The organism is Oceanospirillum multiglobuliferum (assembly GCF_900167095.1).
Lineage (GTDB): Bacteria > Pseudomonadota > Gammaproteobacteria > Pseudomonadales > Halomonadaceae > Oceanospirillum > Oceanospirillum multiglobuliferum.
Map to the genome: position 1 here is coordinate 42,801 of NZ_FUXG01000011.1, position 22,294 is coordinate 65,094.

General features: G+C 45.3%; 21 protein-coding genes. 8 read left to right on the forward strand and 13 right to left on the reverse strand.

Translation table 11 applies throughout. The features are described from left to right. Window positions 1-80: 80 nt before the first annotated feature. Window positions 81-1,109, forward strand: a complete 1,029-nt coding sequence (acuI, locus tag B5D26_RS08910; protein ID WP_327196254.1) for an acrylyl-CoA reductase (NADPH) — start codon at window positions 81-83, stop codon at window positions 1,107-1,109. 101 nt (window positions 1,110-1,210) lie between these two features. Here the strand turns inward: acuI and B5D26_RS16545 are convergent, their stop codons facing one another. The 6 genes from B5D26_RS16545 to trxA form a co-directional block, all read right to left on the reverse strand. Further along, a complete protein-coding gene (locus tag B5D26_RS16545) occupies window positions 1,211-1,339 on the reverse strand; it encodes a hypothetical protein (protein WP_268808404.1) in 129 nt (42 codons plus the stop codon). A 141-nt stretch (window positions 1,340-1,480) separates the two neighbouring features. Then, window positions 1,481-2,122 carry a hypothetical protein gene (locus tag B5D26_RS08920; protein WP_078745394.1) on the reverse strand — a complete coding sequence of 214 codons (642 nt, stop codon included), beginning with the start codon at window positions 2,120-2,122 and terminating at the stop codon, window positions 1,481-1,483. Between the two features lie 59 nt (window positions 2,123-2,181). Then, window positions 2,182-3,216 carry a 2Fe-2S iron-sulfur cluster-binding protein gene (locus B5D26_RS08925; RefSeq protein WP_078745395.1) on the reverse strand — a complete coding sequence of 345 codons (1,035 nt, stop codon included), beginning with the start codon at window positions 3,214-3,216 and terminating at the stop codon, window positions 2,182-2,184. A 33-nt stretch (window positions 3,217-3,249) separates the two neighbouring features. Continuing rightward, window positions 3,250-4,719, reverse strand: coding sequence for a 4-hydroxy-3-polyprenylbenzoate decarboxylase (gene ubiD, locus B5D26_RS08930; protein ID WP_078745396.1), 1,470 nt, complete (start codon window positions 4,717-4,719; stop codon window positions 3,250-3,252). Window positions 4,720-4,812: 93 nt separating this feature from the next. Beyond that, window positions 4,813-6,072, reverse strand: coding sequence for a transcription termination factor Rho (rho, locus tag B5D26_RS08935; protein WP_078745397.1), 1,260 nt, complete (start codon window positions 6,070-6,072; stop codon window positions 4,813-4,815). Window positions 6,073-6,308: 236 nt separating this feature from the next. After that, window positions 6,309-6,635, reverse strand: coding sequence for a thioredoxin TrxA (trxA, locus tag B5D26_RS08940; protein WP_078745398.1), 327 nt, complete (start codon window positions 6,633-6,635; stop codon window positions 6,309-6,311). A gap of 263 nt (window positions 6,636-6,898) precedes the next feature. On the opposite strand from trxA, the gene ppx reads away from it, so the two are divergent. Further along, window positions 6,899-8,446: an exopolyphosphatase gene (gene ppx, locus B5D26_RS08945; protein WP_078745399.1), complete on the forward strand. Its 1,548-nt coding sequence runs from the start codon at window positions 6,899-6,901 to the stop codon at window positions 8,444-8,446. Window positions 8,447-8,548: 102 nt separating this feature from the next. On the opposite strand, the gene pssA is transcribed toward ppx, so the two are convergent. Next, on the reverse strand, window positions 8,549-9,367 hold the full coding sequence (gene pssA / locus B5D26_RS08950; RefSeq protein ID WP_078745400.1) for a CDP-diacylglycerol--serine O-phosphatidyltransferase: 819 nt from the start codon (window positions 9,365-9,367) through the stop codon (window positions 8,549-8,551). A gap of 91 nt (window positions 9,368-9,458) precedes the next feature. Then, window positions 9,459-9,647, reverse strand: a complete 189-nt coding sequence (locus B5D26_RS08955) for a DUF2970 domain-containing protein (protein ID WP_078745401.1) — start codon at window positions 9,645-9,647, stop codon at window positions 9,459-9,461. A 159-nt stretch (window positions 9,648-9,806) separates the two neighbouring features. Here B5D26_RS08955 and B5D26_RS08960 point away from each other — a divergent pair, with 159 nt between their 5' ends. Beyond that, window positions 9,807-11,864, forward strand: coding sequence for a sensor domain-containing protein (locus B5D26_RS08960; protein WP_159445632.1), 2,058 nt, complete (start codon window positions 9,807-9,809; stop codon window positions 11,862-11,864). Window positions 11,865-11,890: 26 nt separating this feature from the next. Here B5D26_RS08960 and B5D26_RS08965 read toward each other — a convergent pair whose 3' ends face one another. The 3 genes from B5D26_RS08965 to B5D26_RS08975 all read right to left on the reverse strand — a co-directional run bounded on the left by B5D26_RS08965 (window position 11,891) and on the right by B5D26_RS08975 (window position 15,339). Next, window positions 11,891-12,430 carry a cupin domain-containing protein gene (locus tag B5D26_RS08965; RefSeq protein ID WP_078745403.1) on the reverse strand — a complete coding sequence of 180 codons (540 nt, stop codon included), beginning with the start codon at window positions 12,428-12,430 and terminating at the stop codon, window positions 11,891-11,893. A gap of 89 nt (window positions 12,431-12,519) precedes the next feature. Beyond that, on the reverse strand, window positions 12,520-13,800 hold the full coding sequence (gene gabT, locus B5D26_RS08970) for a 4-aminobutyrate--2-oxoglutarate transaminase (protein ID WP_078745404.1): 1,281 nt from the start codon (window positions 13,798-13,800) through the stop codon (window positions 12,520-12,522). An 87-nt stretch (window positions 13,801-13,887) separates the two neighbouring features. After that, on the reverse strand, window positions 13,888-15,339 hold the full coding sequence (locus B5D26_RS08975) for an NAD-dependent succinate-semialdehyde dehydrogenase (protein ID WP_078745405.1): 1,452 nt from the start codon (window positions 15,337-15,339) through the stop codon (window positions 13,888-13,890). Between the two features lie 415 nt (window positions 15,340-15,754). Between B5D26_RS08975 and B5D26_RS08980 the strand changes: the two genes are divergently transcribed. From B5D26_RS08980 to B5D26_RS09000, 5 genes are all read left to right on the forward strand, one after another. Beyond that, on the forward strand, window positions 15,755-16,846 hold the full coding sequence (locus tag B5D26_RS08980; protein ID WP_078745406.1) for an ABC transporter ATP-binding protein: 1,092 nt from the start codon (window positions 15,755-15,757) through the stop codon (window positions 16,844-16,846). A gap of 56 nt (window positions 16,847-16,902) precedes the next feature. Continuing rightward, a complete protein-coding gene (locus tag B5D26_RS08985) occupies window positions 16,903-17,943 on the forward strand; it encodes an ABC transporter substrate-binding protein (RefSeq protein ID WP_078745407.1) in 1,041 nt (346 codons plus the stop codon). A 91-nt stretch (window positions 17,944-18,034) separates the two neighbouring features. Beyond that, the gene (locus B5D26_RS08990) at window positions 18,035-19,303 is read left to right on the forward strand and encodes an ABC transporter permease (RefSeq protein ID WP_078745408.1); all 1,269 of its coding nucleotides are present in this window, start codon (window positions 18,035-18,037) and stop codon (window positions 19,301-19,303) included. A 5-nt stretch (window positions 19,304-19,308) separates the two neighbouring features. Beyond that, window positions 19,309-20,130 (forward strand): ABC transporter permease, encoded by an 822-nt coding sequence (locus tag B5D26_RS08995; RefSeq protein ID WP_078745409.1) that lies wholly within the window; start codon window positions 19,309-19,311, stop codon window positions 20,128-20,130. A 128-nt stretch (window positions 20,131-20,258) separates the two neighbouring features. Further along, window positions 20,259-20,921, forward strand: a complete 663-nt coding sequence (locus tag B5D26_RS09000; protein WP_139776580.1) for a hypothetical protein — start codon at window positions 20,259-20,261, stop codon at window positions 20,919-20,921. Between the two features lie 98 nt (window positions 20,922-21,019). Here the strand turns inward: B5D26_RS09000 and B5D26_RS09005 are convergent, their stop codons facing one another. Next, window positions 21,020-21,724 (reverse strand): helix-turn-helix transcriptional regulator, encoded by a 705-nt coding sequence (locus B5D26_RS09005; protein ID WP_078745411.1) that lies wholly within the window; start codon window positions 21,722-21,724, stop codon window positions 21,020-21,022. 30 nt (window positions 21,725-21,754) lie between these two features. Beyond that, window positions 21,755-22,135 (reverse strand): VOC family protein, encoded by a 381-nt coding sequence (locus B5D26_RS09010; RefSeq protein ID WP_078745412.1) that lies wholly within the window; start codon window positions 22,133-22,135, stop codon window positions 21,755-21,757. Between the last annotated feature and the right edge of the window lie 159 nt (window positions 22,136-22,294).

The following is a 22,294-nucleotide window of genomic DNA, read 5'->3' on the forward strand; positions in this document are numbered from 1 at the left end:
GCTGCAAAGTCATCATAGCAGAAAGTATCGTCTTATTCACCAAACCTCTATTTGTTTGACAAATAGAGGAATCAACCATTATGCTGAATAGATCAAATAGAAATCCCGATAAAACCGAGGTTGCAATGAACAAGGCACTGGTATTAGAGCAAGAAGATAAAAAAACTTTAGCAGCAGTACGCGAGCTAACCCCAGATGAGCTACCGGAAGGTGATGTGCTGGTGAGCATTGAGTACAGCTCATTGAATTATAAAGATGGGCTAGCCGTAACAGGTATTGGCAAAATTGTGCATCAATTTCCAATGGTACCCGGAGTTGATTTTGCAGGCCGTGTAGCTGAATCCAGTAATCCTGCGTATCAAGTGGGTGACTCGGTTGTACTGACAGGCTGGAGTGTGGGTGAGCGTTATTGGGGTGGCTACGCTCAACAAATGCGTGTGAAGTCAGAGTGGTTAGTACCACTTGCTGAAGGCTTAACCAGCCAGCAGGCAATGGTGATCGGTACGGCTGGATTAACCTCAATGCTCTGCGTGATGCGCCTACAAGAAAGCGGCTTAAAACCAGAGGATGGGCCAGTACTGGTGACTGGTGCAACAGGTGGAGTTGGTAGCTTAGCGGTTGCCCTATTAGCCAAGAATGGTTATGAGGTCGTCGCGGTCAGTGGCAAAGCCGATAGCCATGACTATTTAAAACAGCTCGGTGCTAAAGAAGTACTCTCAAGAGCAGAGTTTGAAGAAAAAGCACGCCCATTAGACAAGTCTCGCTGGGCAGGCGCAGTTGATACTGTCGGTGGCGATGTATTGGCTAAAGTACTATCACAAATGCACTACAACGGGCGTGTCGCCGCAGTTGGTTTAGCGGGTAGTGCCATGCTGAACACCACTGTGATGCCATTTATCTTGCGCGGTGTTGATTTACTTGGCGTGGATAGTGTGATGATTCCTTACGAACGTCGTGTCCAAGCTTGGCAACGTATCGCTAAAGAGTTACCACAAGAGATCATGACGCAGGTGGTAGAAGAGGTGAGTTTAGAGCAAGTACCTGAGCACGCTAAGAATATTATTGAAGGTAAAGTACGTGGCCGTGTATTGGTTAACCCTAATCTTTAATCCACGTCATCTTTAAATAAAAAGGGCGCAGATGTGATAACTACATCCGCGCCCTTTTTATTCGCGAATCCCTCCGCAGCTATTTTTAGTCTAGTGCCAGATTAACCCAGCAGTAAACGAGACCAGAAAATAGTAGCAGGTAAGCAGTTCATTCCCACTAGGATAGCTAGTGCAGGAACGAACCAAAGAATACCTGATTCATCGCGGAAGTTTTCGTCATGATGTGCCATTACGCACCCTCGTAGATTGATTTTTAAAGTAGCTGAGACATTATAATTTTTTTGATTTGCATCAAATGCGCTGAGCATTTTACGTACAACGCTGAGTCTGTCTAGTGCAACTTTAGGTTCACAACCTTTTGGAGGTGCTTTCTAACGCTCTTCTCGAATAGATATCATCAAATTTGAGCCTTTGTTCGGCTGCTCTTGTTGATAAGCTAAACCTACGGAGAAGCTGTCATTAATGTAAACTCTCAATTCACCACCAAACTCATTCACATTGGTATCAGTATAGCGAGTATGACCAGCATAGAGTTCAAGCTGACGTTTGGAGCCTAAGTTTATCGCCCAATCGGGTAGATCCCATAACAATTCACCCGCAAAGAAATTACCATTCGCACTCACAGTTGAAGTACTACTAACTTGGCTACGGACATATTCATAACGGGCACCTAGTGCAATACCGGCTCCCAAACCAAAGCGGTAATCAGCCCCTAAACCAAAGTCTTTTCGGCTTAGATCATTACTAGAATCAAAGCCAACTGCATCATAGTGTCCCACTAGGCGAAGACGTGTGTTTAAAGCCATAGCACCTTTTACACGTACCCCCGACCCTGAATACTGTTGGCCTGCTAGCTCTAGGTCTGAGATCAAATAGCCTAATTCAAGATAACTGGGCGCACGCTCTGCGGCCAAAACAGATGCAGAGCACAAAGAGATTGTAGGAAGAGCTAACAAGGCAATTAGCCTGTTGAAAGATTGTGCTTGAGCGAAGGGCTTTACATGATGATACATCGTCTCATCCTTGAAGATAGTAGGCAGAGGCCAGCCTATGGCCTCTGCCTAGAAAAAGTTTATTTTCTTGGCGCGTAAGCAAATACATCGGAGAAAACACAGCCTTCATCAAGACCATACTGGATTAAAGTATCTGTTACTGAATACACCATCGTTGGTGATCCACTGGCATAAACCGTTGCATCGTCAAATTTCCCATGATCTTTGATCATTGCGTCGTGCAACATCCCCACATGTCCATGCCACTCTTGATCAGGCAGAAGATCACCAATTACAGGCACAAAATGGAAGTTATCATAAGTTTTCTCCCATTGCTGCGGTAACTCTGCCATATACAAGTCTTGTAAACGACGTGCCCCCCAATACAAATAAAGCTGCTGAGTGGAACCCTGCTCAAAAGCTTCTTCCAGCAATGCCTTCATCTGTGTAAAACCTGTGCCGGCCGCAACGAAAAATGCTCGATCAGTACCTGTATCAGCTAATACGCAACTGCCTTTGGGTAATTCAACTTGTACCGTGCTGTCTTTTTGCAAGCTTTGTAGCAGCATGCGCGAGTTATCGCGGTCTGGTAGATGCTGAATATGCAGTTCAATCAGTCGGCCGTCTGGACGATTGGCAATGGAAAAAGCGTTACGCTCACCATTAGGCAAAATCACTTCCAAGTATTGCCCTGCATCGTAGTCTAGCACTTGCCCTGCGGGCGCTAGCAACTCAACTCGATACACATCTGATGATCCTAGTAGTTCAACACTTTTTATCTGACAGGCCAATGTCTTCACAGTAAACTCTCCTGGCGCAAGCACTCGTTGTAATTCAACATCTAAATCGCTTAGCGCATATGCAGTACAAAATAAAAAAGTCTCACCCTGTTGCGCATGTTGTACGCCATAACGATCTGAATATGCCAGCTGGCCTTTTAATAAGGTGCACTGACAATATTCACACACGCCATTTCGACAACCTTTTAGCAGACGAAATCCTTGTTGTGTTGCGACTTCAAGCAGCTTTTGCCCTGTGGATATATTGAATACCACTCCACTGGGTAAGCAATGTACCTGATAGCCAGCTGGCGGATTATCCTCTTGCCGATTCATCGCTAGTGCTCAACTTGGTGCTTCAAGTCTGAATTAATCAAAGATGCCCAGTTTATCCCAAATTTCGTCAACACGAGCTTTTATCGCGTCATCCATTTGGATAGGCTCTCCCCACTCTCGATCTGTTTCACCGGGCATTTTATTCGTTGCATCTAAACCCATTTTTGAGCCTAAACGCGGAATAGGTGAGGCAAAATCTAAGTAATCAATTGGTGTATTTTCAATTAAGACGGTATCACGGGCAGGATCCATACGCGTTGTAATCGCCCAAATCACATCATTCCAGTCACGAGCGTTAATATCATCATCGGTCACGATGACAAATTTGGTGTACATAAACTGGCGCAGAAATGACCAAACCCCCATCATCACGCGTTTGGCATGACCGGGATATTGTTTCTTCATGGTGACCACCGCCATCCGATAAGAGCAGCCTTCTGGTGGCAGATAGAAATCAACAATCTCTGGAAACTGCTTTTGTAAAATCGGCACAAATACTTCGTTTAGCGCCACACCTAACACAGCAGGCTCATCAGGTGGTCGACCTGTATAAGTACTATGATAAATTGGATCTTTACGATGGGTGATACGCTCTACGGTAAATACAGGGAAGCTTTCCACCTCATTGTAATACCCCGTGTGATCACCAAAAGGTCCTTCTGGAGCCAGCTCATCAGGATAAATATGCCCCTCTAACACAATTTCTGCACTGGCAGGCACTTGCAAATTGCTACCTAAACATTGCGCCAGCTCTGTTTTAGAACCACGTAACAGGCCCGCAAAAGCGTATTCTGACAAAGTATCAGGAACAGGGGTCACTGCACCTAAAATAGTGGCGGGATCAGCACCCAATGCCACGGCAACCGGAAAAGGCTCTCCCGGATGAGTTTGTTGCCACTCGCGAAAATCTAACGCACCGCCACGATGAGACAACCAACGCATGATCAACTTATTCTTGCCAATCAATTGCTGACGGTAGATCCCTAAGTTCTGGCGCTCTTTGTGTGGACCACGAGTAATCACCAAAGGCCAAGTTACCAAAGGACCTGCATCCCCTGGCCAGCAGGTTTGAATCGGCAATTTGTAAAGATCAACTTGGTCGCCTTCAATCACTACTTTTTGGCATTCAGGGTTACGTACTTTTTTAGCCCCCATATTGAGCACCTGCTTGAAGATCGGCAGCTTTTCAATGGCATCTTTAAAGCCTTTAGGAGGTTCCGGCTCTTTCAAGTAGGCCAGTAGTTTACCCACATCACGCAGCGCTTCAACAGAGTCTTGTCCCATGCCTAAAGCGACACGGCGAGGTGTACCAAAAAGATTACCCAAAACAGGCATGTCATAGCCAATAGGGTTTTCAAACAACAGCGCTGGCCCGCCTTTTTTCAAGGTACGGTCACAGATTTCTGTCATTTCTAGGCGAGGGTCTACGGGTTGAGAGATTCTTTTCAGCTCGCCCATCGCTTCTAGCTGGCTGATAAATTCTCGTAGGTCTTTATAACGCATCTATCAATTCCATAGGTAAAACGAGGAGATTGATCAATCATTCAGGCATGAAAAAGGGCAAGCAATGCTTACCCTTTTCAAGATGAGGACGAATTACTTACGCTTCATCGCCTCAAAAAATTCATCGTTGGTTTTAGTATCTTTCAAACGGTCAATCAAGAACTCTACTGCAGATGTATCTTCCATAGGATTCAACAGCTTACGCAGAATCCATACCCGTTGTAATTCTTCTTCTGACGCCAACAGATCTTCACGACGAGTACCAGAACGACGAATATTAATCGCAGGATAAACACGCTTTTCTGCAATCTTACGATCAAGATGCAGCTCCATGTTACCTGTGCCTTTAAACTCTTCGAAGATCACTTCGTCCATCTTAGAACCAGTATCGACCAATGCGGTTGCAATAATGGTTAAGCTACCACCATGCTCGATATTACGTGCAGCACCAAAGAAACGTTTTGGTTTCTCTAGGGCATGAGCATCAACACCACCTGTCAGTACTTTGCCTGATGAAGGAATCACGGTGTTGTAGGCACGTGCCAAACGCGTGATCGAATCAAGTAAAATCACAACATCTTTCTTATGCTCAACCAAACGTTTAGCACGCTCAATTACCATTTCAGCCACTTGTACGTGACGGGCTGGTGGTTCATCAAAGGTTGAGGCTACCACTTCACCACGCACAGAACGGGTCATCTCGGTTACTTCTTCAGGACGCTCGTCAATCAGAAGCACGATCATGTGGCATTCAGGGTTGTTACGGGTAATCGAGGAGGCGATGTTTTGCAACATCAAGGTCTTACCAGCTTTCGGAGGGGAAACAATCAGACCACGCTGACCTTTACCAATCGGGGCGACTAAGTCGATAACCCGTGCCGTAACATCCTCAGTTGAACCATTACCAATTTCCATTACCAAACGGTCATCAGGGAATAATGGCGTTAAGTTTTCAAACAGGATCTTGTGTTTTGAGTTTTCAGGTCTGTCGAAATTGATTTCATTAACTTTTAACAGGGCAAAATAACGCTCGCCTTCTTTTGGCGGTCTAATTTTACCTGCAATATGATCACCCTTACGCAGGTTAAAACGACGGATCTGACTTGGAGAAACATAAATATCATCAGGTCCGGCAAGATAAGAGCTGTCTGCTGAGCGCAGAAAACCAAAACCATCCTGAAGAATTTCAAGTACGCCATCGCCATAAATATCTTCACCGCTTTTGGCATGCTTTTTCAAAATGCCAAAAATGATATCTTGCTTGCGTGAGCGTGCTACGTTCTCTACGCCCATTTCTTGGGCAAGATCCAGCAATTCGGAAACAGATTTTTGCTTTAATTCGGTAAGATTCATGGGTCTTTGAAATTTTGATTATTCAGATTATTTCTGGCGAAAGGCTTCGTTCAGATTGGGACTTACCAGCTGTAAGGCCAGCAGCATTAAATGGAGACAGTATGCAGATCGCGATACGTGGGACGACAATACCACCAAAACTCATTCTATACCAGCTTTTATACTGGTATATCTTGTACGGATACTCATAGCACTTATGGCACCCGTACAAGATCAGACAACAGTATAACTATATATTATAAATTGCCGTCAAGGAACGCTGCTAGTTGCGACTTAGATAGCGCCCCAACTTTAGTGGCTTCAACATTACCGCTCTTAAATAGCATTAATGTTGGAATACCACGGATACCAAACTTAGGTGGTGTATCCGTATTTTCATCGATGTTTAACTTGCAAACTTTAACCTTGCCTGCGTACTCTTCAGCGATTTCAGCAAGTATAGGCGCGATCATTTTGCAAGGCCCGCACCATTCCGCCCAGTAATCAACTAATACTGGCAGGTCTGCATTTAATACATCATCTTCAAAAGAAGCGTCTGTAACATTAATAATATTTTCGCTCATCGAACGGCCTCCAAAGGCAAAACAGGTTATATTCAAACCTGATTTAGGTTTATCTTTTCACCTATGATAGCACTCTAATAGCCTAGGGTAAAAGTCGGAGATTAGATTACACTAATAGACCTACAATTTATCAGGGGTTAACAAAGGAGTACTCCTTCATACAAATTGCTGAGCTATTACAACTTTGTCACTGATTCGTCATGTGACAGTTTTATGATCATGCCATAATCAAGGCATCATTTGATATTTGCAGGCGCTAACCTATGAGCGATACGGAAATTTCCCCATTACAAGACCCAACACAAGAAGCACAAGAGACTGCCAACGAAAACCCGCTATTAGCAGCAATAGACTTAGGCTCAAATAGCTTTCACATCATTGTTGCACGCATGGCACAAGGTGAAATTAGAACGGTAGAGCGCCTCGGTGAAAAAGTTCAGCTTGCTGCTGGTTTAGATGAACAACAAAACTTAACCGAAGAAGCGCAAGAGCGTGCCTTAAACTGCTTAAGTCGCTTCGCCCCATTCTTGACGGGCATTCAACACGATAATATTCGTATTGTTGGCACCAACGCTTTACGAGCAGCCCACAATAGTCAGCAGTTTCTCAATAAAGCAGAAGCAATCTTAGGCTTTCCTTTAGAAGTGATCAGTGGCCGAGAAGAGGCACGTTTAATTTACGTTGGCGCAGCCCACAGCTTAGCAACACAGAAAGGCCGTCGTTTAGTCGTTGATATTGGTGGTGGCAGCACCGAATTTATCATTGGTGAAGGATTTGAGCCTTTAGCCTTAGAAAGCCTACATATGGGCTGTGTAGCTTATACTCAGCGCTTTTTTAATGATGGACAGATTACGGCCAAACGCTTCCAACAAGCAGTGCTTGCGGCTAAAAATGAACTCCTCAACATTGTTAAACCTTATAAAAAATTGGGTTGGCAACAAATTGTAGGTACGTCTGGCACCATAAAAGCCGCTGCAACTGTTTTACAGCAGCAGGGCTGGTCAGAGCATAACATCACCCGCGAAGGCTTGGTAAAGCTGAGCCGAGAGTTAGTCAAATTCAAACAACTCGACCAAGTCGAGATTGAAGGCTTAAAAGCAGACCGTGCCAAGGTATTTCCAGCAGGTATTGCCATTTTGCTGGCAATATTTGAGCTACTTGACTTAGATGAAATGGAATACACAGAAGGCGCTTTGCGTGAGGGTATTTTATATGATCTAGTTGGTCGGTTTTCCCATCAGGATATTCGCGAGCAAACAGTAAATGCGCTAATTGAGCGCTATCAAGTTGATGCTCAGCACGGCCAAAACATCAGCACTACGGCATTGCATTTATATCAGCAGGTTAAAAAGCAATGGCAGCTACAAGGGGACGACTTTAATTTACTTTTGCGCTGGGCAGCTCAGCTCCATGAGATAGGTTTAGCCATTGCCCATAGTCAGTTCCATAAGCATGGTGCTTACTTGCTACAGCATTCAGATTTATCTGGCTTTTCTCGGCAACAGCAGAGCGTATTAGCCGTGCTGGTACGTAGCCATCGCCGTAAGTTTCCAATGATAGAGTTCCGCTTACTGCCAGACTCACTTCAACAACCACTGATCTATCTGGCTATACTGATTCGTTTATCGGTATTACTGAATCACAGCCGCCCAGATGAAGCGATTACCTGTGTAGAGATCAAAGTAGAAGAAAAGCAGATTAATTTGCAGTTTCCCGAAAACTGGCTGGAAGAAAACCCATTAATGCAAACTGATTTAGAGCTTGAAAGCCAGTATATCAGTGGCTCAGGGTTAACATTAGCCTTTAGCTGATAAGCCAAATACAAAAGCCCTTAACTTGAAGCAATACTCCAAAACTGGACACTTCAAACGTTAAGGGCTTTTTTTATAGCTTATCGCTAGGACTCGATCTTTCTATGCCTTCTTGCCTTTAAATACGGCACGAAAAGGACCAGAACAACCATAACCTAAGAAAAACACCAACAATACAGTTGCTGGATCATAAGCAATTACCACAAAAACCAGTGCAATAACAAACAGAGTCAGGAAAGGCACACGCCCTTTGAAGTCAATCTCTTTAAAACTGTTATAACGCACATTACTGACCATCAACACGCCAATTGCAGCCACTAAAAATGCCAATACATATTTGTAGCCTGGCGCACTTAGATCTAAATCGCTGAACGTCCAGACAATACCCGCAACAATTGCTGCGGCTGCGGGGCTTGGTAAACCAATAAACCAGCGCTTGTCTGCCGAACCAATTTGAGTATTAAAACGCGCTAAGCGTAAGGCTGCACCAGCCACATAGATAAATGCGGCAAACCAGCCTAGCTTGCCTATATCAGAAAGCATCCAGCTAAAAGCAACCAATGCAGGAGCAACACCGAAAGATACCATATCTGCTAAGCTGTCGTACTCTGCACCAAAGTCACTTTGAGTGTTAGTCATACGGGCAACACGGCCATCTAAACCATCAAGCACCATTGAGATAAAGATCGCAATTGCAGCATTGTCAAAAGCGCCATTCATCGCAGAAACAATGGCATAAAAACCTGAAAATAGCGCAGCGGTTGTAAATAAATTGGGTAGTAGATAGATACCTCGACGTCTCACTTTCTGTCCGGCCTCTACCGTTTCCTCAACCACTTCATCTTCTCCTAGAGACAACATGCGGGTTTCTTCCACAAGATCGTCGTCACCATGCTGAGAATGTTTCTCTTGCTCGTTCATCTAATAAACCTATAGCAGAAAATTGAAGCGGTTATTCTACACATAGAAGCCTATCCGACACTATCGCGTTACAGTATTTTTTCTAGTCCACTTAAACAGCCTGACTCAACCAACGTACCAACAAAACCAGTAGCAAAACAAAAATTAATGTTAAGACAACCCCTACTAGGATATAGGGCCAAGGGCTTTGTTGAGAAAAATCTTGCTCTCGCTTAGCCTCGCTTTGCACACCAATAAAAGCAGCTAAGACACTTCGTATCACAGCAAAAAATGATGACATGATAAAGCTCTCCTAGAATTATTTGCCATAATGAACAAAGATATAGTCGTGGCAGCCGATATTACGTGCGCTGAGTTCATTACCGAGCATAGCGGCCAAGCACTTTGTTTTACGCTCCAAATACTTTGCACCGCTCTCGTTATTACCAGTAGGTTGTTTATGTTTCTGATCAGTCGTCTCTCTTTTTATGATCACCACCGTTCTATTGGCATTAAGGTCAATATTATTTTATTGCTCTTGTTCAGCTCATATTCACGAACTGTATTTGCAGACAACCAACTTGATAGCCTAGTGCATAACACTGAATTCTGGCGCTTTATGGCGATATTTTTAGGTTTAATACAGTTTTTAATTATTATTGGCTTGCTGGTTTTCTCATACAAAAAAGCTAAGCAAACTCAAAAAGTAAAAGATCTACACCAAGGTTTAACAGAGAAAACAGAGCAGCTCTCACAAGAGCACCAACTATTGCGCTCCTTAATGGATAACCTGCCCCATCTGATCAGCTTTAAAAACAGGCAAGGTGAATATATCGAATTTAACAGTGCCTTTTCCGCTTTTGTGGGTAAAACGCGCAGCCAAATAGAAATGCACAATGAGTCCGATATATTTAAGGGTAAAGAGGCTGATAGCGTTAAAGAGCAAGACAAGCTGGTAATGAACTCTGGTGTGCGTCAACAAGCTTCAAGCTGGATGCATAATGCTACAGGTCAAATACGTTTAATGAGCATCTCAAAAATCCCTCTGCGCACGCACAAAGGGGGCAGCACTGGCATTTTAAGTATCAGCCAAGATATTACCGAGCAACACCAAAAGGAAACCATCTACCAACATCGCAACAAAATGTTAGAGCAAATTGCAGAGGCAACTCCCCTAACCGAAGTGTTTAATAGCTTGATACAGTTTACCGAGGAGGCTTTTCCCGGTTTGCTTTGCTCAATCCTACTGTTAGATAAAACGGGGCGTTTGTTACAAATCGGTGCCGCGCCAAGCTTGCCTGACTTTTACAATGAAGCGGTTCATAATCTCGCCATAGGTAATCAAGTGGGTTCTTGTGGTACAGCCGCGTTTACTGGTCGTCCGATTATAGTGACCGACATCGACACGCACCCTTACTGGCAAGACTACAAAGCGCTTGCCCTAAAAGCTGGCTTAAAATCCTGTTGGTCAATTCCAATTAAGAATCGCCAAGCCAAAGTGCTTGGCACCTTCGCCCTTTACTACCGTGAAATCGCCGAGCCTAATTCACGCCAGCTTGAGCTGATGCACGCTAACGCCCAACTAGCGTCTATAGCGATTGAAGCTGATCGTATGGATCAACAGTTGCACAAACTGTCACTTGCCGTTGAGTCCTCTGCTAGCTCCGTTATGATCACAGATGCAGAGCTTAATATTGAGTATGTGAACCCCAGCCTAGTACAAACCTCTGGCTATGGTGCTGAAGAATTAATAGGCCGAAAGGCGGGCTTTCTCTCAGGAGAGGAAAAAGAAGCCGAGATTATCCGAGATATTTGGTCAACGGTTTTCACGGGTAAAATTTGGCGTGGTGAGCGTATGCTACGCAAGAAAAACGGTGACTGCTTTTGGGTTATGAGCTCTACCTCGCCTATTAAAAATCAAGCTGGTGAAATCACACACTTGGTCAGCGTAAGCGAGGATATTACCTTGCTAAAACAAGATCACGAACGTATGGAGATGCTAGCCTTTTACGACCCCTTAACGGGTTTAGCTAATCGCCGTCTGTTTAAAGACCGCTTAGATATGGCGCTTAAAAAAGCCATACGCCAACAAAGTCATGTTGCACTACTCTATCTGGACCTTGATCACTTTAAAGCAGTGAATGACCAATATGGTCATGATGCAGGAGACAACTTATTAAAAGAGGTAGCAGAACGCTTGCGTGTAGCAGTACGTGACAGCGATATTGTTTCTCGTATCGGTGGGGACGAGTTCAACATTATATTGCATGATTTGCAAAATGCTGAAGACTCAGAATTAGTTGCCAATAAAATCCTATCTTCAGTCATTAGACCTATTGATATAGGTAATGGTATATCGGTAACCGTCTCAGCAAGTATCGGCATCACACTTGCGCCAGACGATGGTATTGATGCCAAAAAGCTCATCAAGAATGCAGATGTTGCGATGTATCAAAGCAAACAACTCGGCCGCAATCAATTTATGCGCTACAAACCACCAATTACGGCTGAGGGCTAAGCAGTTTCTTAATATACTGGGTAAAATTAAGTAGGCGGTGCGTTAGAGCTGATAATGACCAGTTCGCTATCACCAATATTGCGGAAACGATGAGGAAAGCTGCTTTCAAAATAATAAGCATCGCCCTCTTTTAAGGTGTAAAGCTCAAAACCAACGGTAAGCTCAAGCTCACCTTGCAGCACAATACCACCTTCCTCGCCATCATGGCGTAGTAGCTCTTCTCCTGTATCGGCCCCTGGTGGATAAACCTCTCGGTAAATATCCATCATACGGTTTTTCTTGTTGGCACCAATAAGCTGCAAAGCAACACCACGGGTTCCAACATCAGGTAGCTCACCCGCACGATAGACAGGCTCTTGTTTGATTTCAAAATCAACGGTGAAGAAATCAGCAATTGAGATGGGAATGCCTGATAGCACTTTCTTTAAGGAGCTGATAGAGGGGCTGACTTCATCTTTCTCAATCATGGAGATGGTACTATTGGTTACGCCAGAGCGCTTAGCCAACTCTCGTTGAGATAAACCACGCATTTTACGTAGTTGTTGCAATCTTTGACCCACATCCACTGAATAATCCTCTTATAAACATTGGCGCGCTAATACCGCTAAGTTGAGGCCATACTGTTTAGAGACCCCAACCTAACGGCGCGCCTATTTTACTGAGTTAACTCTGCCAAGCTAGCAGTAATCAGCTCTAAACCTTCTCTGATTAATGCATCTGGCGCAGTAAGAGGCACTAACACCCTGATTGTATTAGCATAAATACCACAAGACAGCAGAATTAAACCTTTTTGCTGTGCTTTTACCGTTAGAGCTTTTGCCATATCTGGATCAGGTGTACGGCTGTCACGGTCTTTAACCAACTCCATTGCCACCATTGCACCCTGATTACGCACGTTGTCTACACAGGCAAACTGAGACTTTAAGCCCTCAAAGTGCTCTGCAATCAACTTACCAACCTGTTCACTGCGTTGTAGTAGATTTTCTTCTTCAATCACTTCAATAACAGCCAGTGCTGCGGCGCAAGCCATTGGGCTACCGCCATAAGTACTACCGATACTGCCCGGAACGGGTGCATCTAATAGCTCTGCACGACCTACAACACCTGCCAGAGTCATACCACCTGCCATACTTTTCGCCATGGTCATTAGGTCAGGCACAACCCCTGAATGCTCCATCGCAAATAGCTTGCCTGTACGACCAAAACCACTTTGCACCTCATCAGCAATCATCACTATGCCATGCTGATCACACAATGCACGCACCGCTTCAAGCAGCTCTTTTGGTGCCGCGTAGAAACCACCCTCACCTTGCACAGGTTCAATAATGATTGCAGCAACTGTGCTAGCTTCAATATCGTTTTTCAGCACGTTATGCAGTGCTGTTAACGAGTCTTGAACGGAGATTTTGTGGTACTCATTAGGATAAGGCACATGGTAAACGCCACCAGGGAAAGGGCCGAAACCTACTTTATATGGCACCACTTTACCCGTTAATGCCATACCCATCATGGTACGGCCATGAAAACCACCATTAAAGGCAATCACCGCTGAACGCTTAGTTGCCGCACGGGCGATTTTGATCGCGTTTTCAACGGCTTCAGCTCCGGTGTTCACCAAGAAGGCTTTTTTAGCCATAGTGCCTGGGGTCAGTTCACAGAGTTTTTTTGCCAAACGGATATAAGGCTCGTAAGGCATAACGTGGAAGCAGGTGTGCATCAGTTTTTGCATTTGAGCTTCAACAGCCGCCACAACTTTTGGATGACGATGGCCTACGTTGAGTACACCGATACCGCCTGCGAAGTCGATAAAGCGACGCCCTTCGATATCGAAAATTTCGCCATTTTCAGCACGATCCGCAAAGTGTGTGCTCATGTTAGCCGCGCCGAGTGGAACATATTGTTCGCGCAGGGCTTGAAGTTCAGCATTTGTTGTCATAATGGTTCCTGCTACAGGTTAAGTCGCGTCAGCCTAAACGGGCTGACGCCATATTCAGTGTGGAAAATTGGGGTTATTCTGCGCAGACTAGCGAATGCCACCGATGCAGATGTATTTCATTTCAAGATATTCTTCGATGCCATAACGGGAGCCTTCACGACCAATACCAGACTCTTTTACACCGCCAAAAGGCGCGACTTCGGTCGACAAAATACCTTCGTTAACAGCCACCATGCCGTACTCCAAACCTTCGCTAACACGATAGATTCGAGCGTAATCACGGGTATAGAAGTAAGCCGCCAGACCAAACTCTGTATCGTTTGCCATGGCGACGGCTTGCTCTTCGGTTTCAAACTTGAAAACGGGTGCTAATGGGCCAAACGTTTCTTCGCGTGCGCACAGCATCTCTGGTGTAACGTCTGCAATAATGGTCGGTTCGAAGAATGTACCGCCTAGGGCATGAGGTTGACCGCCGCAGATCAAGCGCCCCCCTTTGGCCAGTGCATCTTCGATGTGGCTGCTGATTTTGTTCACTGCGGCTTGGTTGATCAGCGGGCCTTGTTCAAACGCCCCCTCTAGACCATGACCTACCGTCAGTTTTTGTACGGCTTCTGCCAGTTTTTCAACGAACTTGTCATAGATCCCCGCTTGTACTAACAAACGGTTAGCACAAACACAGGTTTGGCCTGCGTTGCGGTACTTAGAGGCCATTGCGCCTTCAATTGCGGCATCAAGATCGGCATCATCAAAAACGATAAACGGCGCATTTCCGCCCAGTTCAAGAGAGACTTTTTTCACATTGTCAGCACACTGACGCATTAACAACTTGCCCGTCTGTGTTGAGCCAGTGAAAGATAACTTACGAACTTTGCCATTACTGGTCAGTTCGCCACCTACGGCTACAGGCTGCTTTGAAGTGATGATGTTGAAGATGCCCGCAGGAATACCTGCACGGTCAGCCAGTTCAGCTAATGCCAGTGCAGAAAGTGGCGTGTCTTCTGCGGGTTTAACAATAACAGGACAGCCTGCTGCCATTGCTGGTGCACACTTACGTGTGATCATGGCGTTTGGAAAATTCCACGGCGTAATGGCAGCGGCAATACCAATAGGCTCACGAATCACTTGGATACGCTTATCAGTGCCGTGTGCAGGAATAATATCGCCATAAATACGCTTGGCTTCTTCCGCAAACCACTCAATAAAAGAGGCACCATAGGCAATTTCACCGCGAGACTCTTTCAAGGGTTTACCTTGTTCAGCAGTCATCAGCACCGCCAAGTCTTCTTGGTTCGCCATTACTAACTCATACCAACGACGTAAAGTATTGGCACGATCTTTTGCGGTGCGCTTTCTCCATGCACCCCAAGCTTGCTCTGCGGCCTCAATTGCTTGCTGAGTTTCAGCTTGACCTAGGTCAGGCACATGGGCAATCACCTCTCCGGTGGCTGGATTGGTCACGGCAAACTGTTGGTCGCCACTGATCCACTGCCCATTAATATAGGCCTGTTGTTTTAGCAAAGTTGGGTCGTTTAACTGCATGTGATACCTCAAGTGTTCTTTATTTAATAAAGAGATGGCAGCAAGTGTTCGTGATTTTTTACAACTTCAGCGATCACTTTGCAATCATATTGTGCATTATTGTGGACAAAACACTCTATTAGCCAGTGATAAAACACCTAATAATCAAGCAAAAAAATATCATCCTCTGCCTACCAGCGCACTAACTCTTGCCTTTCAACGCCCATAACAACAGATCAAAAATCAGCTCACCTGAAAAGAAAAAATCACAACCTATTGATTAAAAAGAACTTTTGTATAGCGGTTACTAATTATTGCAAAAAACGCTTGCAGCTTTACCACAAGTGTTAGAAATTATGGACAAAATAAAAACAACATAAATCGCTAAGAACCTGCATGTCCATAATAAGAAACACAATGTACCCAGGAGGTCAGAGTGTCAGCAGTCGATCCTATCGTCCGTTTTGAAAACATTCAGAAAAGTTATGATGGTGAAGTGAATATCGTCAAAAACTTAAATCTGGATATTGAAAGAGGTGAGTTTCTCACCTTGTTGGGCCCATCTGGCTCCGGCAAAAGTACCTGTTTGATGATGTTGGCGGGCTTTGAGTCACCAACACAGGGCACCATCTATTTAGATGGCCAAGCTTTAAACAAGATTCCTCCTTATAAACGTGATATTGGCGTTGTTTTTCAAAACTATGCCTTGTTTCCCCATATGAGCGTGGCGGAAAACATCGCGTTTCCTCTAGGTGTGAGAAAAGTTCCTAAAAGTGAAATTGAGCAGCGCACAAAAAAAGCGCTGGACATGGTAAGACTTGGACATCTGGCAGATCGTAAGCCGATTCAACTGTCAGGTGGTCAACAACAACGTATTGCATTAGCACGCGCACTGGTGTTTGAACCTAAGCTGGTTTTGCTAGATGAGCCATTGGGCGCTCTGGATAAAAACCTGCGCGAGCAGATGCAGATTGAACTGAAGCATCTTCATGAAAACCTAGGTGTGACCATGGTATTCGTGACTCATGATCAATCTGAAGCGCTGACCATGTCTGATCGTATTGCCGTTTTTAACGATGGCATTATTCAGCAAATCGACTCACCAACTGCCCTCTATGAACGTCCTGCCAATGAGTTTGTGGCCACCTTTATTGGTGAAACCAATGTCATGCGCGGCACCGTTGAGCAACTGATCAACAATACTTGCCAACTGCGTTTAAACAGCGGTGCGTTGATTCATGCTGAGGCTGGCGCAGGCTTACAGATAGGGCAACCGGCCTGTTTGTCTGTACGTCCTGAGCGAATCGATTTCACTTTAGCTTCAGATGCCGAATGTAACCGAATTAATGGCCACCTTGCAGAATATATCTACCACGGTGATCACATTCGTTTACGTCTGACATTGGCAGAAAACGACGACTTTATGATCAAAGTACCCGCCAATCACTGGCAAGGCAGCTTTACCCCTGGTCAAGCTACCGAACTTTGCTTTAGAGCTTCAGATTGTCGTGCCGTGCCTGTCGCATAGCTTGTTTCACTTTTCAGAAAACAGCTTAACTTTTCATCACCCAGAAGGAATGCTCAATGAACTACCGCAAATTTTTCGTGACCGCATTAGCCGCAGGAACGGCCCTAGCCATGCAGAGCGCACAAGCACGCCCACTGACGGTTGTCGGCTGGGGCGGCGCAGCACAAGAAGTTCAAAATAAAGTGTACTTCCAACCTTTCGAGCAGCAAACAGACTCAAAAATGAGCCAAGATAGCTACTCTGGCGGCTTGGCAAAAGTTAAAGCAATGGTAGACAGTAAAACCGTGACTTGGGACGTGGTCACTGTTGAAGATCCAGAGCTATTAAGAGGTTGTGAAACCGGTTTATTCGAACCTATTGATTGGAAAATCGTAGGTGCTGAAGATCAATTTATCGAAGGTGCAACCAGTGAGTGTGGTGTAGGTAGCTATGTCTGGTCTACGGCTCTTGCTTATAACACTGACACTTTAAAAGTAGGCCCAAAAAACTGGGCTGATTTCTGGAATGTACAAAAATTCCCTGGTAAGCGCGGCCTACGCAAAGGCGTGAAAAGTAACCTTGAATTCGCATTGATGGCTGACGGTGTTGCACCAACGGAAGTCTATAAAGTATTAAGCACACCTGAGGGTGTTGATCGTGCTTTCCGCAAACTAGACGAATTAAAACCTCATATTCAATGGTGGGAAGCGGGTGCACAACCACCAGAGTGGTTAGCGTCTGGCGATGTTGTAATGACCTCGGCTTATAACGGCCGTATCACTGCCGCCAACAAAGAAGGTAAACACTTCCAAGTGGTTTGGAGTGGGCAGGTTTACTCGGTTGACTCATTTGCGGTAGTTAAAGGCTCGCCTAATAAGAAACAAGCGATGCAATTTATCGGCTTTGCCAGCCAGCCAGATAACCAGAAAAACTACCCTATTGAAATTCCATACGGCCCAACCCACAAAGCAGCAGTAGAAAAAGTGCCTGCAAAAGTGGCGAAAGACCTACCAACCCATCCTGACAACCTAAAAACAGCACTGCGTGAAGACACCATGTTCTGGTTAGATTATCAAGATGAACTGACACAGCGTTTTAACGCTTGGGTTGCCCGTTAATCAAGTCTGATCTTGAGTAAACAAGGAGGTGTTCAGCACCTCCTTTGTACCCGATGTGTACCAGACCTCCCTTAAGAGACGAGGAACAAAGATGGAACTGGCAGTTGAAAACAATGGCCCATCGTTAAAAGACGAGTCGCGTGAGCTAAAAATACGTTTGCGACGTTCGCAGCGTCGGCAAAAAATGAAAGCGTTACTGCTAGTAGCTCCGCTGTTTTTATTCACCTTAATCGTATTTATTACCCCTATCGCACTGATGATGGTGCGCAGTGTTGAAAGCCCTGAAGTACAGAATGCATTTCCAGAAACCAGCAAGGCCTTAATGCAGTGGCAGGCGACTGAATTACCCAGCGTTGATATCTACGCGCTAATGGTACAAGAGATTCGTCAGTCTTGGGCAGACAAAACCTTATCGCAGGCTGCACAACGTATTAACTACGAAGACCCCGGCTTTCGCAGCTTACTCACCCGTACCGCTCGACAGCTGAGCCGTGGCAGTGCGCCAAAAACCGCTGCTGAGGCCAAAGCCTTATTGATTAAAACCAATGCCCAATGGGGCGAGTTGCCCACTTGGCAGGTGATTAAAAACACTGCTCCGGCTTACACCAGTTACTACTTGCTCACCAGTCTTGATCTACAAAAGAATGCCCAAGGTGACATTGTTGCCGCACCAGAAGATCAGGGTATTTACGTGAATATCTTCTTACGCACCTTATGGATCGCTTTTGTGGTGACCATGATCTGCTTGGTGTTAGGTTTTCCATTGGCACATTTACTGGCAAACGCGCCATCTAAATATGCCAACCTATTGATGATTGGCGTGTTGCTGCCGTTTTGGACCTCGCTACTGGTACGTACCAGTGCATGGGTGGTGGTATTGCAGAAAAACGGCTTAATAAACGGCCTACTAGAAAGCATCGGTCTCATCAACGAGCCCCTGATTTTGTTGTTCAACCGCCCCGGTGTGTATATCGGTTTAGTGCATATTTTATTGCCCTTTATGGTGTTATCGCTTTACAGCGTGATGAAATCCATTCCAGGTACTTATATGCGTGCGGCACTGAGTTTAGGTGCGCATCCAGTGGTGGCGTTCTTTAAAGTTTATGTGCCTCAGACCCTGCCCGGTGTGGCCGCAGGTTTTTTACTTTGCTTTATCATGTCGATTGGTTACTACATCACTCCGGCATTGATTGGCTCACCCCAAGACCAGATGATCAGCTACTTTATTGCTTACTACACCAACAACGTCATTAACTGGGGTATGGCATCGGCATTAGGTGCCATTCTATTGCTGGCCAGCACATTGTTGTTTGTGCTTTACGCTCGCTTGAGTAACCGTAACCAGATCAAAATGGGATAACGCAAATGGCCTTTCAACCTTACCACACCAAAACAGATCGCTTGGCCCACTACCTTTACTGGGGCGTAGGCTTAGGGGTATTGCTGTTTTTAATTTTACCGATTTTGGTCGTTATTCCATTGTCGTTCAGCTCGGATAGCTTTTTAAGCTATCCGATGCCGGGTTGGTCACTGCGTTGGTACGAAGAGGTATTAACCTCTGAGCAATGGACAAGCGCGTTAAAAAACAGCTTGCTCATTGGTTCTGCGGCAACCTTATTGGCCACTATTCTAGGTACGCTGGCCGCCATTGGTTTGAACTATGCTGACTTTAAAGGCAAAAACTTGATGTTAAGCCTCATGATTTCACCCATGGTTGTCCCTCTGGTGATCTCTGCATTAGGTTTATATTTCTTCTTTGCTGAAATGGGTCTAAATGCCAGTTTCCTCGGTTTAGTACTGGCTCATGCCATTTTAGGCGCGCCTTTTGTACTGATTACGGTGAACGCCACGCTACAAGGCTTTGACCGCAACTTAATGCGTGCAGCCAGTAGCTTAGGCGCTAATCCTTGGATCAGTTTCTGGAAAGTTGTGCTGCCGTTGATTTTACCAGGCGTGATTTCAGGCGGGCTTTTTGCCTTTGCCACCTCGTTTGATGAGGTTGTGGTGGCACTATTCGTGGCAGGGCCTGAGCAGCGCACGTTACCTAGACAAATGTTTGATGGTATCCGTGAGAATATCACCCCCGCAATTTTAGCGGTGTCAACTTTACTGACTTTGTTCGCTTTAGCGTTGCTCTCAACATTAGAGTGGCTGCGCCGTCGCAATGAACGTTTACAAGGACGCTAAGGCCTTAGTTTGATTGTTTAGAAGTTGCTTGTTGTTTTAGTCTGTTGTCTGTTTGCCCTTACATCTCGTTAGGTGTAAGGGCTTTTTTAGTTTACAGTTTAATAACACTACTGATGCTGGCGACTCTCTTGTTTAAAATTTCTCTCTTAATACTTTGCACGATGTTACTACCCAGTCAGTTTGTCTTTGCGGCTAACGCTTGCCCAGTGCAACACAACAATACTGAAATAAAATTTGAGATGATCACAGGAGAACCAAGCTACGATCATAGCCACAGTTCGGCACAAATTAACCGTTTAAGCAAAAAGCAACTGGGTAAAAACTGGTATCAAGCAGGACTTACCGTCGCAAAATTACAGTACCAGCAAAGTATCAATGTCACCTATTACGACTTGGGGCGAGGGCAATATTGTATGCGCTTGTCTGGAGTAGATTTTAAATTAGGTTATACCGACGTTAATGTTTATATCGACAAAAAATACCCGCGTAATAGCTGTGAATTTGCCTCAGTGCTGGATCATGAAAATCGTCATGTATTGGTCAACATTACCACTTTGAAAAAGCACTTCCCTATCATCGAACGTGAAATGAAAAACTTTATCCACAGCCTAAAACCTGTGCATTTTAGAAAAGCAGAGCAGCAAGCGGTAACTGAACAGCTAAAAGCAAAACTACAAAAGCAGATGATGCAGCTGGTAAACGCGGTTAATAATGAAGTTCAGCGAGGTAACGCAGCGATGGACACCAAAGCCAACTACCTAAAAGAGCAAGCTCAGTGCTCGAATTGGTGATGCCCTCATTAACAGCAATTCTGCAATGTAACATTTGATACGGGAAGGATTGAAATCTACCACGTACGGAGGAGGCCATTACGAAATGCTTGCTCCGATCAGTGATCTAAACCTCCGCGCCCCATCTCCCCATACGCCTCATTCAAAAACGCGCTAAACGAGATCTTGTCATCCTCTTCAAATACGCGGTCGGTGCTGCTGACCCTTGTGATGAGATCCACGCGAAAGCTGCGGTAGCTGTGGCGTAACTCGCACCACGCGGCAAGCGTCCAAACCTTGCCCCAGAAGAACAGGCCAAGTGGCTTTAACTCCCGTTGGGTGGTTTCGCCCTTCAAGCTGAGGTATTCAACATGAATGACCTGTTTGGCGTTAACCGCTTCACGCAGGTCATCTAACAAGGCTGCGGTGCTGCTATTGGTGAGGACTTCCGGTGTATAGAGCCTTGGTTTTGCCAGTTCTTTTTTCAGGTTGTTCGGTAGTACAGCTTCTATCTTGTCTAGTGCGCTGTCGGCAGAGCGCGCGAGTTTAGATCCCGCCCAAGTTTTAACCAATCGGGCGGCGATAACCAACGCTTCTATCTCATCTTTGGTGAACATGATAGGTGGGATGTCAAAACCGTGGCGCAGTACATAGCCAACTCCGGCTTCACCTTCGATGGGGACGCCAGAGAGCATTAAGTCCTGAATGTCACGGTAGATGGTGCGCTCGGAAACTTCGAGCTTTTCCGCCAACCATTTCGCCGTAGTTAAACGACGGTTACGCAGGTATTGGATGATTTGGAAAAGACGGTCTGCCCGGCGCACGCGAATCTCCTAACTTTATGGCGAAGTAAGTTATAACATGGAGTGAATACCGAGGCGGTTACCTTCGGTGTCCATAAAGTGGGCGATGTAGCCAATTTCATCACTCAGATGGATTTTAGGTAGCAGCACTTTACCACCCGCTGCTTCGACTTTCGATAAAACAACCGCCAGATCAGCCCCGCCATTTAAGTAGACGATGCAGCCATCTGATGAGGGTTTAAAACCTTCACCGTGAATTACGGCACCGGAAACTTCGGCTTTATTATTATGGGGGAAAAGTCCCATCCGAAGTTCTGCCATATCGAAGTTTTCAAGCTCCACCTCAAAAATGCTCTGGTAAAAGCTGACTGCACGATCAAAATCGGTGGATGGGATCTCAAACCATACGGCGATATTGGTTTTATGTTCCATTGCGGATACTCCATGTTGCTGTTTGGGGTGTTGTTAAATTTGACCTGTGCAGTGTAATGCAGGGCTACTGACAGCATGGTGTCAGTAGTGTTGTCTTGGAGGGCAGTTTTTTAATAACTGAGAATCCATACAGTCTTTTTCTGCAAGATTTGCTATCAT

Coding starts and splice junctions, on each gene's coding strand:
- B5D26_RS09010 (WP_078745412.1), bottom strand. CDS start 22,135: ATGGAACATAAAACCAATATCGCCGTATGGTTTGAGATCCCATCCACC.
- B5D26_RS08960 (WP_159445632.1), top strand. CDS start 9,807: ATGTTTCTGATCAGTCGTCTCTCTTTTTATGATCACCACCGTTCTATT.
- B5D26_RS08955 (WP_078745401.1), bottom strand. CDS start 9,647: ATGTCATCATTTTTTGCTGTGATACGAAGTGTCTTAGCTGCTTTTATT.
- B5D26_RS16545 (WP_268808404.1), bottom strand. CDS start 1,339: ATGGCACATCATGACGAAAACTTCCGCGATGAATCAGGTATTCTTTGG.
- B5D26_RS08990 (WP_078745408.1), top strand. CDS start 18,035: ATGGAACTGGCAGTTGAAAACAATGGCCCATCGTTAAAAGACGAGTCG.
- B5D26_RS08985 (WP_078745407.1), top strand. CDS start 16,903: ATGAACTACCGCAAATTTTTCGTGACCGCATTAGCCGCAGGAACGGCC.
- acuI (WP_327196254.1), top strand. CDS start 81: ATGCTGAATAGATCAAATAGAAATCCCGATAAAACCGAGGTTGCAATG.
- ubiD (WP_078745396.1), bottom strand. CDS start 4,719: ATGCGTTATAAAGACCTACGAGAATTTATCAGCCAGCTAGAAGCGATG.
- B5D26_RS08995 (WP_078745409.1), top strand. CDS start 19,309: ATGGCCTTTCAACCTTACCACACCAAAACAGATCGCTTGGCCCACTAC.
- pssA (WP_078745400.1), bottom strand. CDS start 9,367: ATGAACGAGCAAGAGAAACATTCTCAGCATGGTGACGACGATCTTGTG.
- B5D26_RS08920 (WP_078745394.1), bottom strand. CDS start 2,122: ATGTATCATCATGTAAAGCCCTTCGCTCAAGCACAATCTTTCAACAGG.
- B5D26_RS08975 (WP_078745405.1), bottom strand. CDS start 15,339: ATGCAGTTAAACGACCCAACTTTGCTAAAACAACAGGCCTATATTAAT.
- ppx (WP_078745399.1), top strand. CDS start 6,899: ATGAGCGATACGGAAATTTCCCCATTACAAGACCCAACACAAGAAGCA.
- rho (WP_078745397.1), bottom strand. CDS start 6,072: ATGAATCTTACCGAATTAAAGCAAAAATCTGTTTCCGAATTGCTGGAT.
- B5D26_RS08925 (WP_078745395.1), bottom strand. CDS start 3,216: ATGAATCGGCAAGAGGATAATCCGCCAGCTGGCTATCAGGTACATTGC.
- trxA (WP_078745398.1), bottom strand. CDS start 6,635: ATGAGCGAAAATATTATTAATGTTACAGACGCTTCTTTTGAAGATGAT.
- gabT (WP_078745404.1), bottom strand. CDS start 13,800: ATGACAACAAATGCTGAACTTCAAGCCCTGCGCGAACAATATGTTCCA.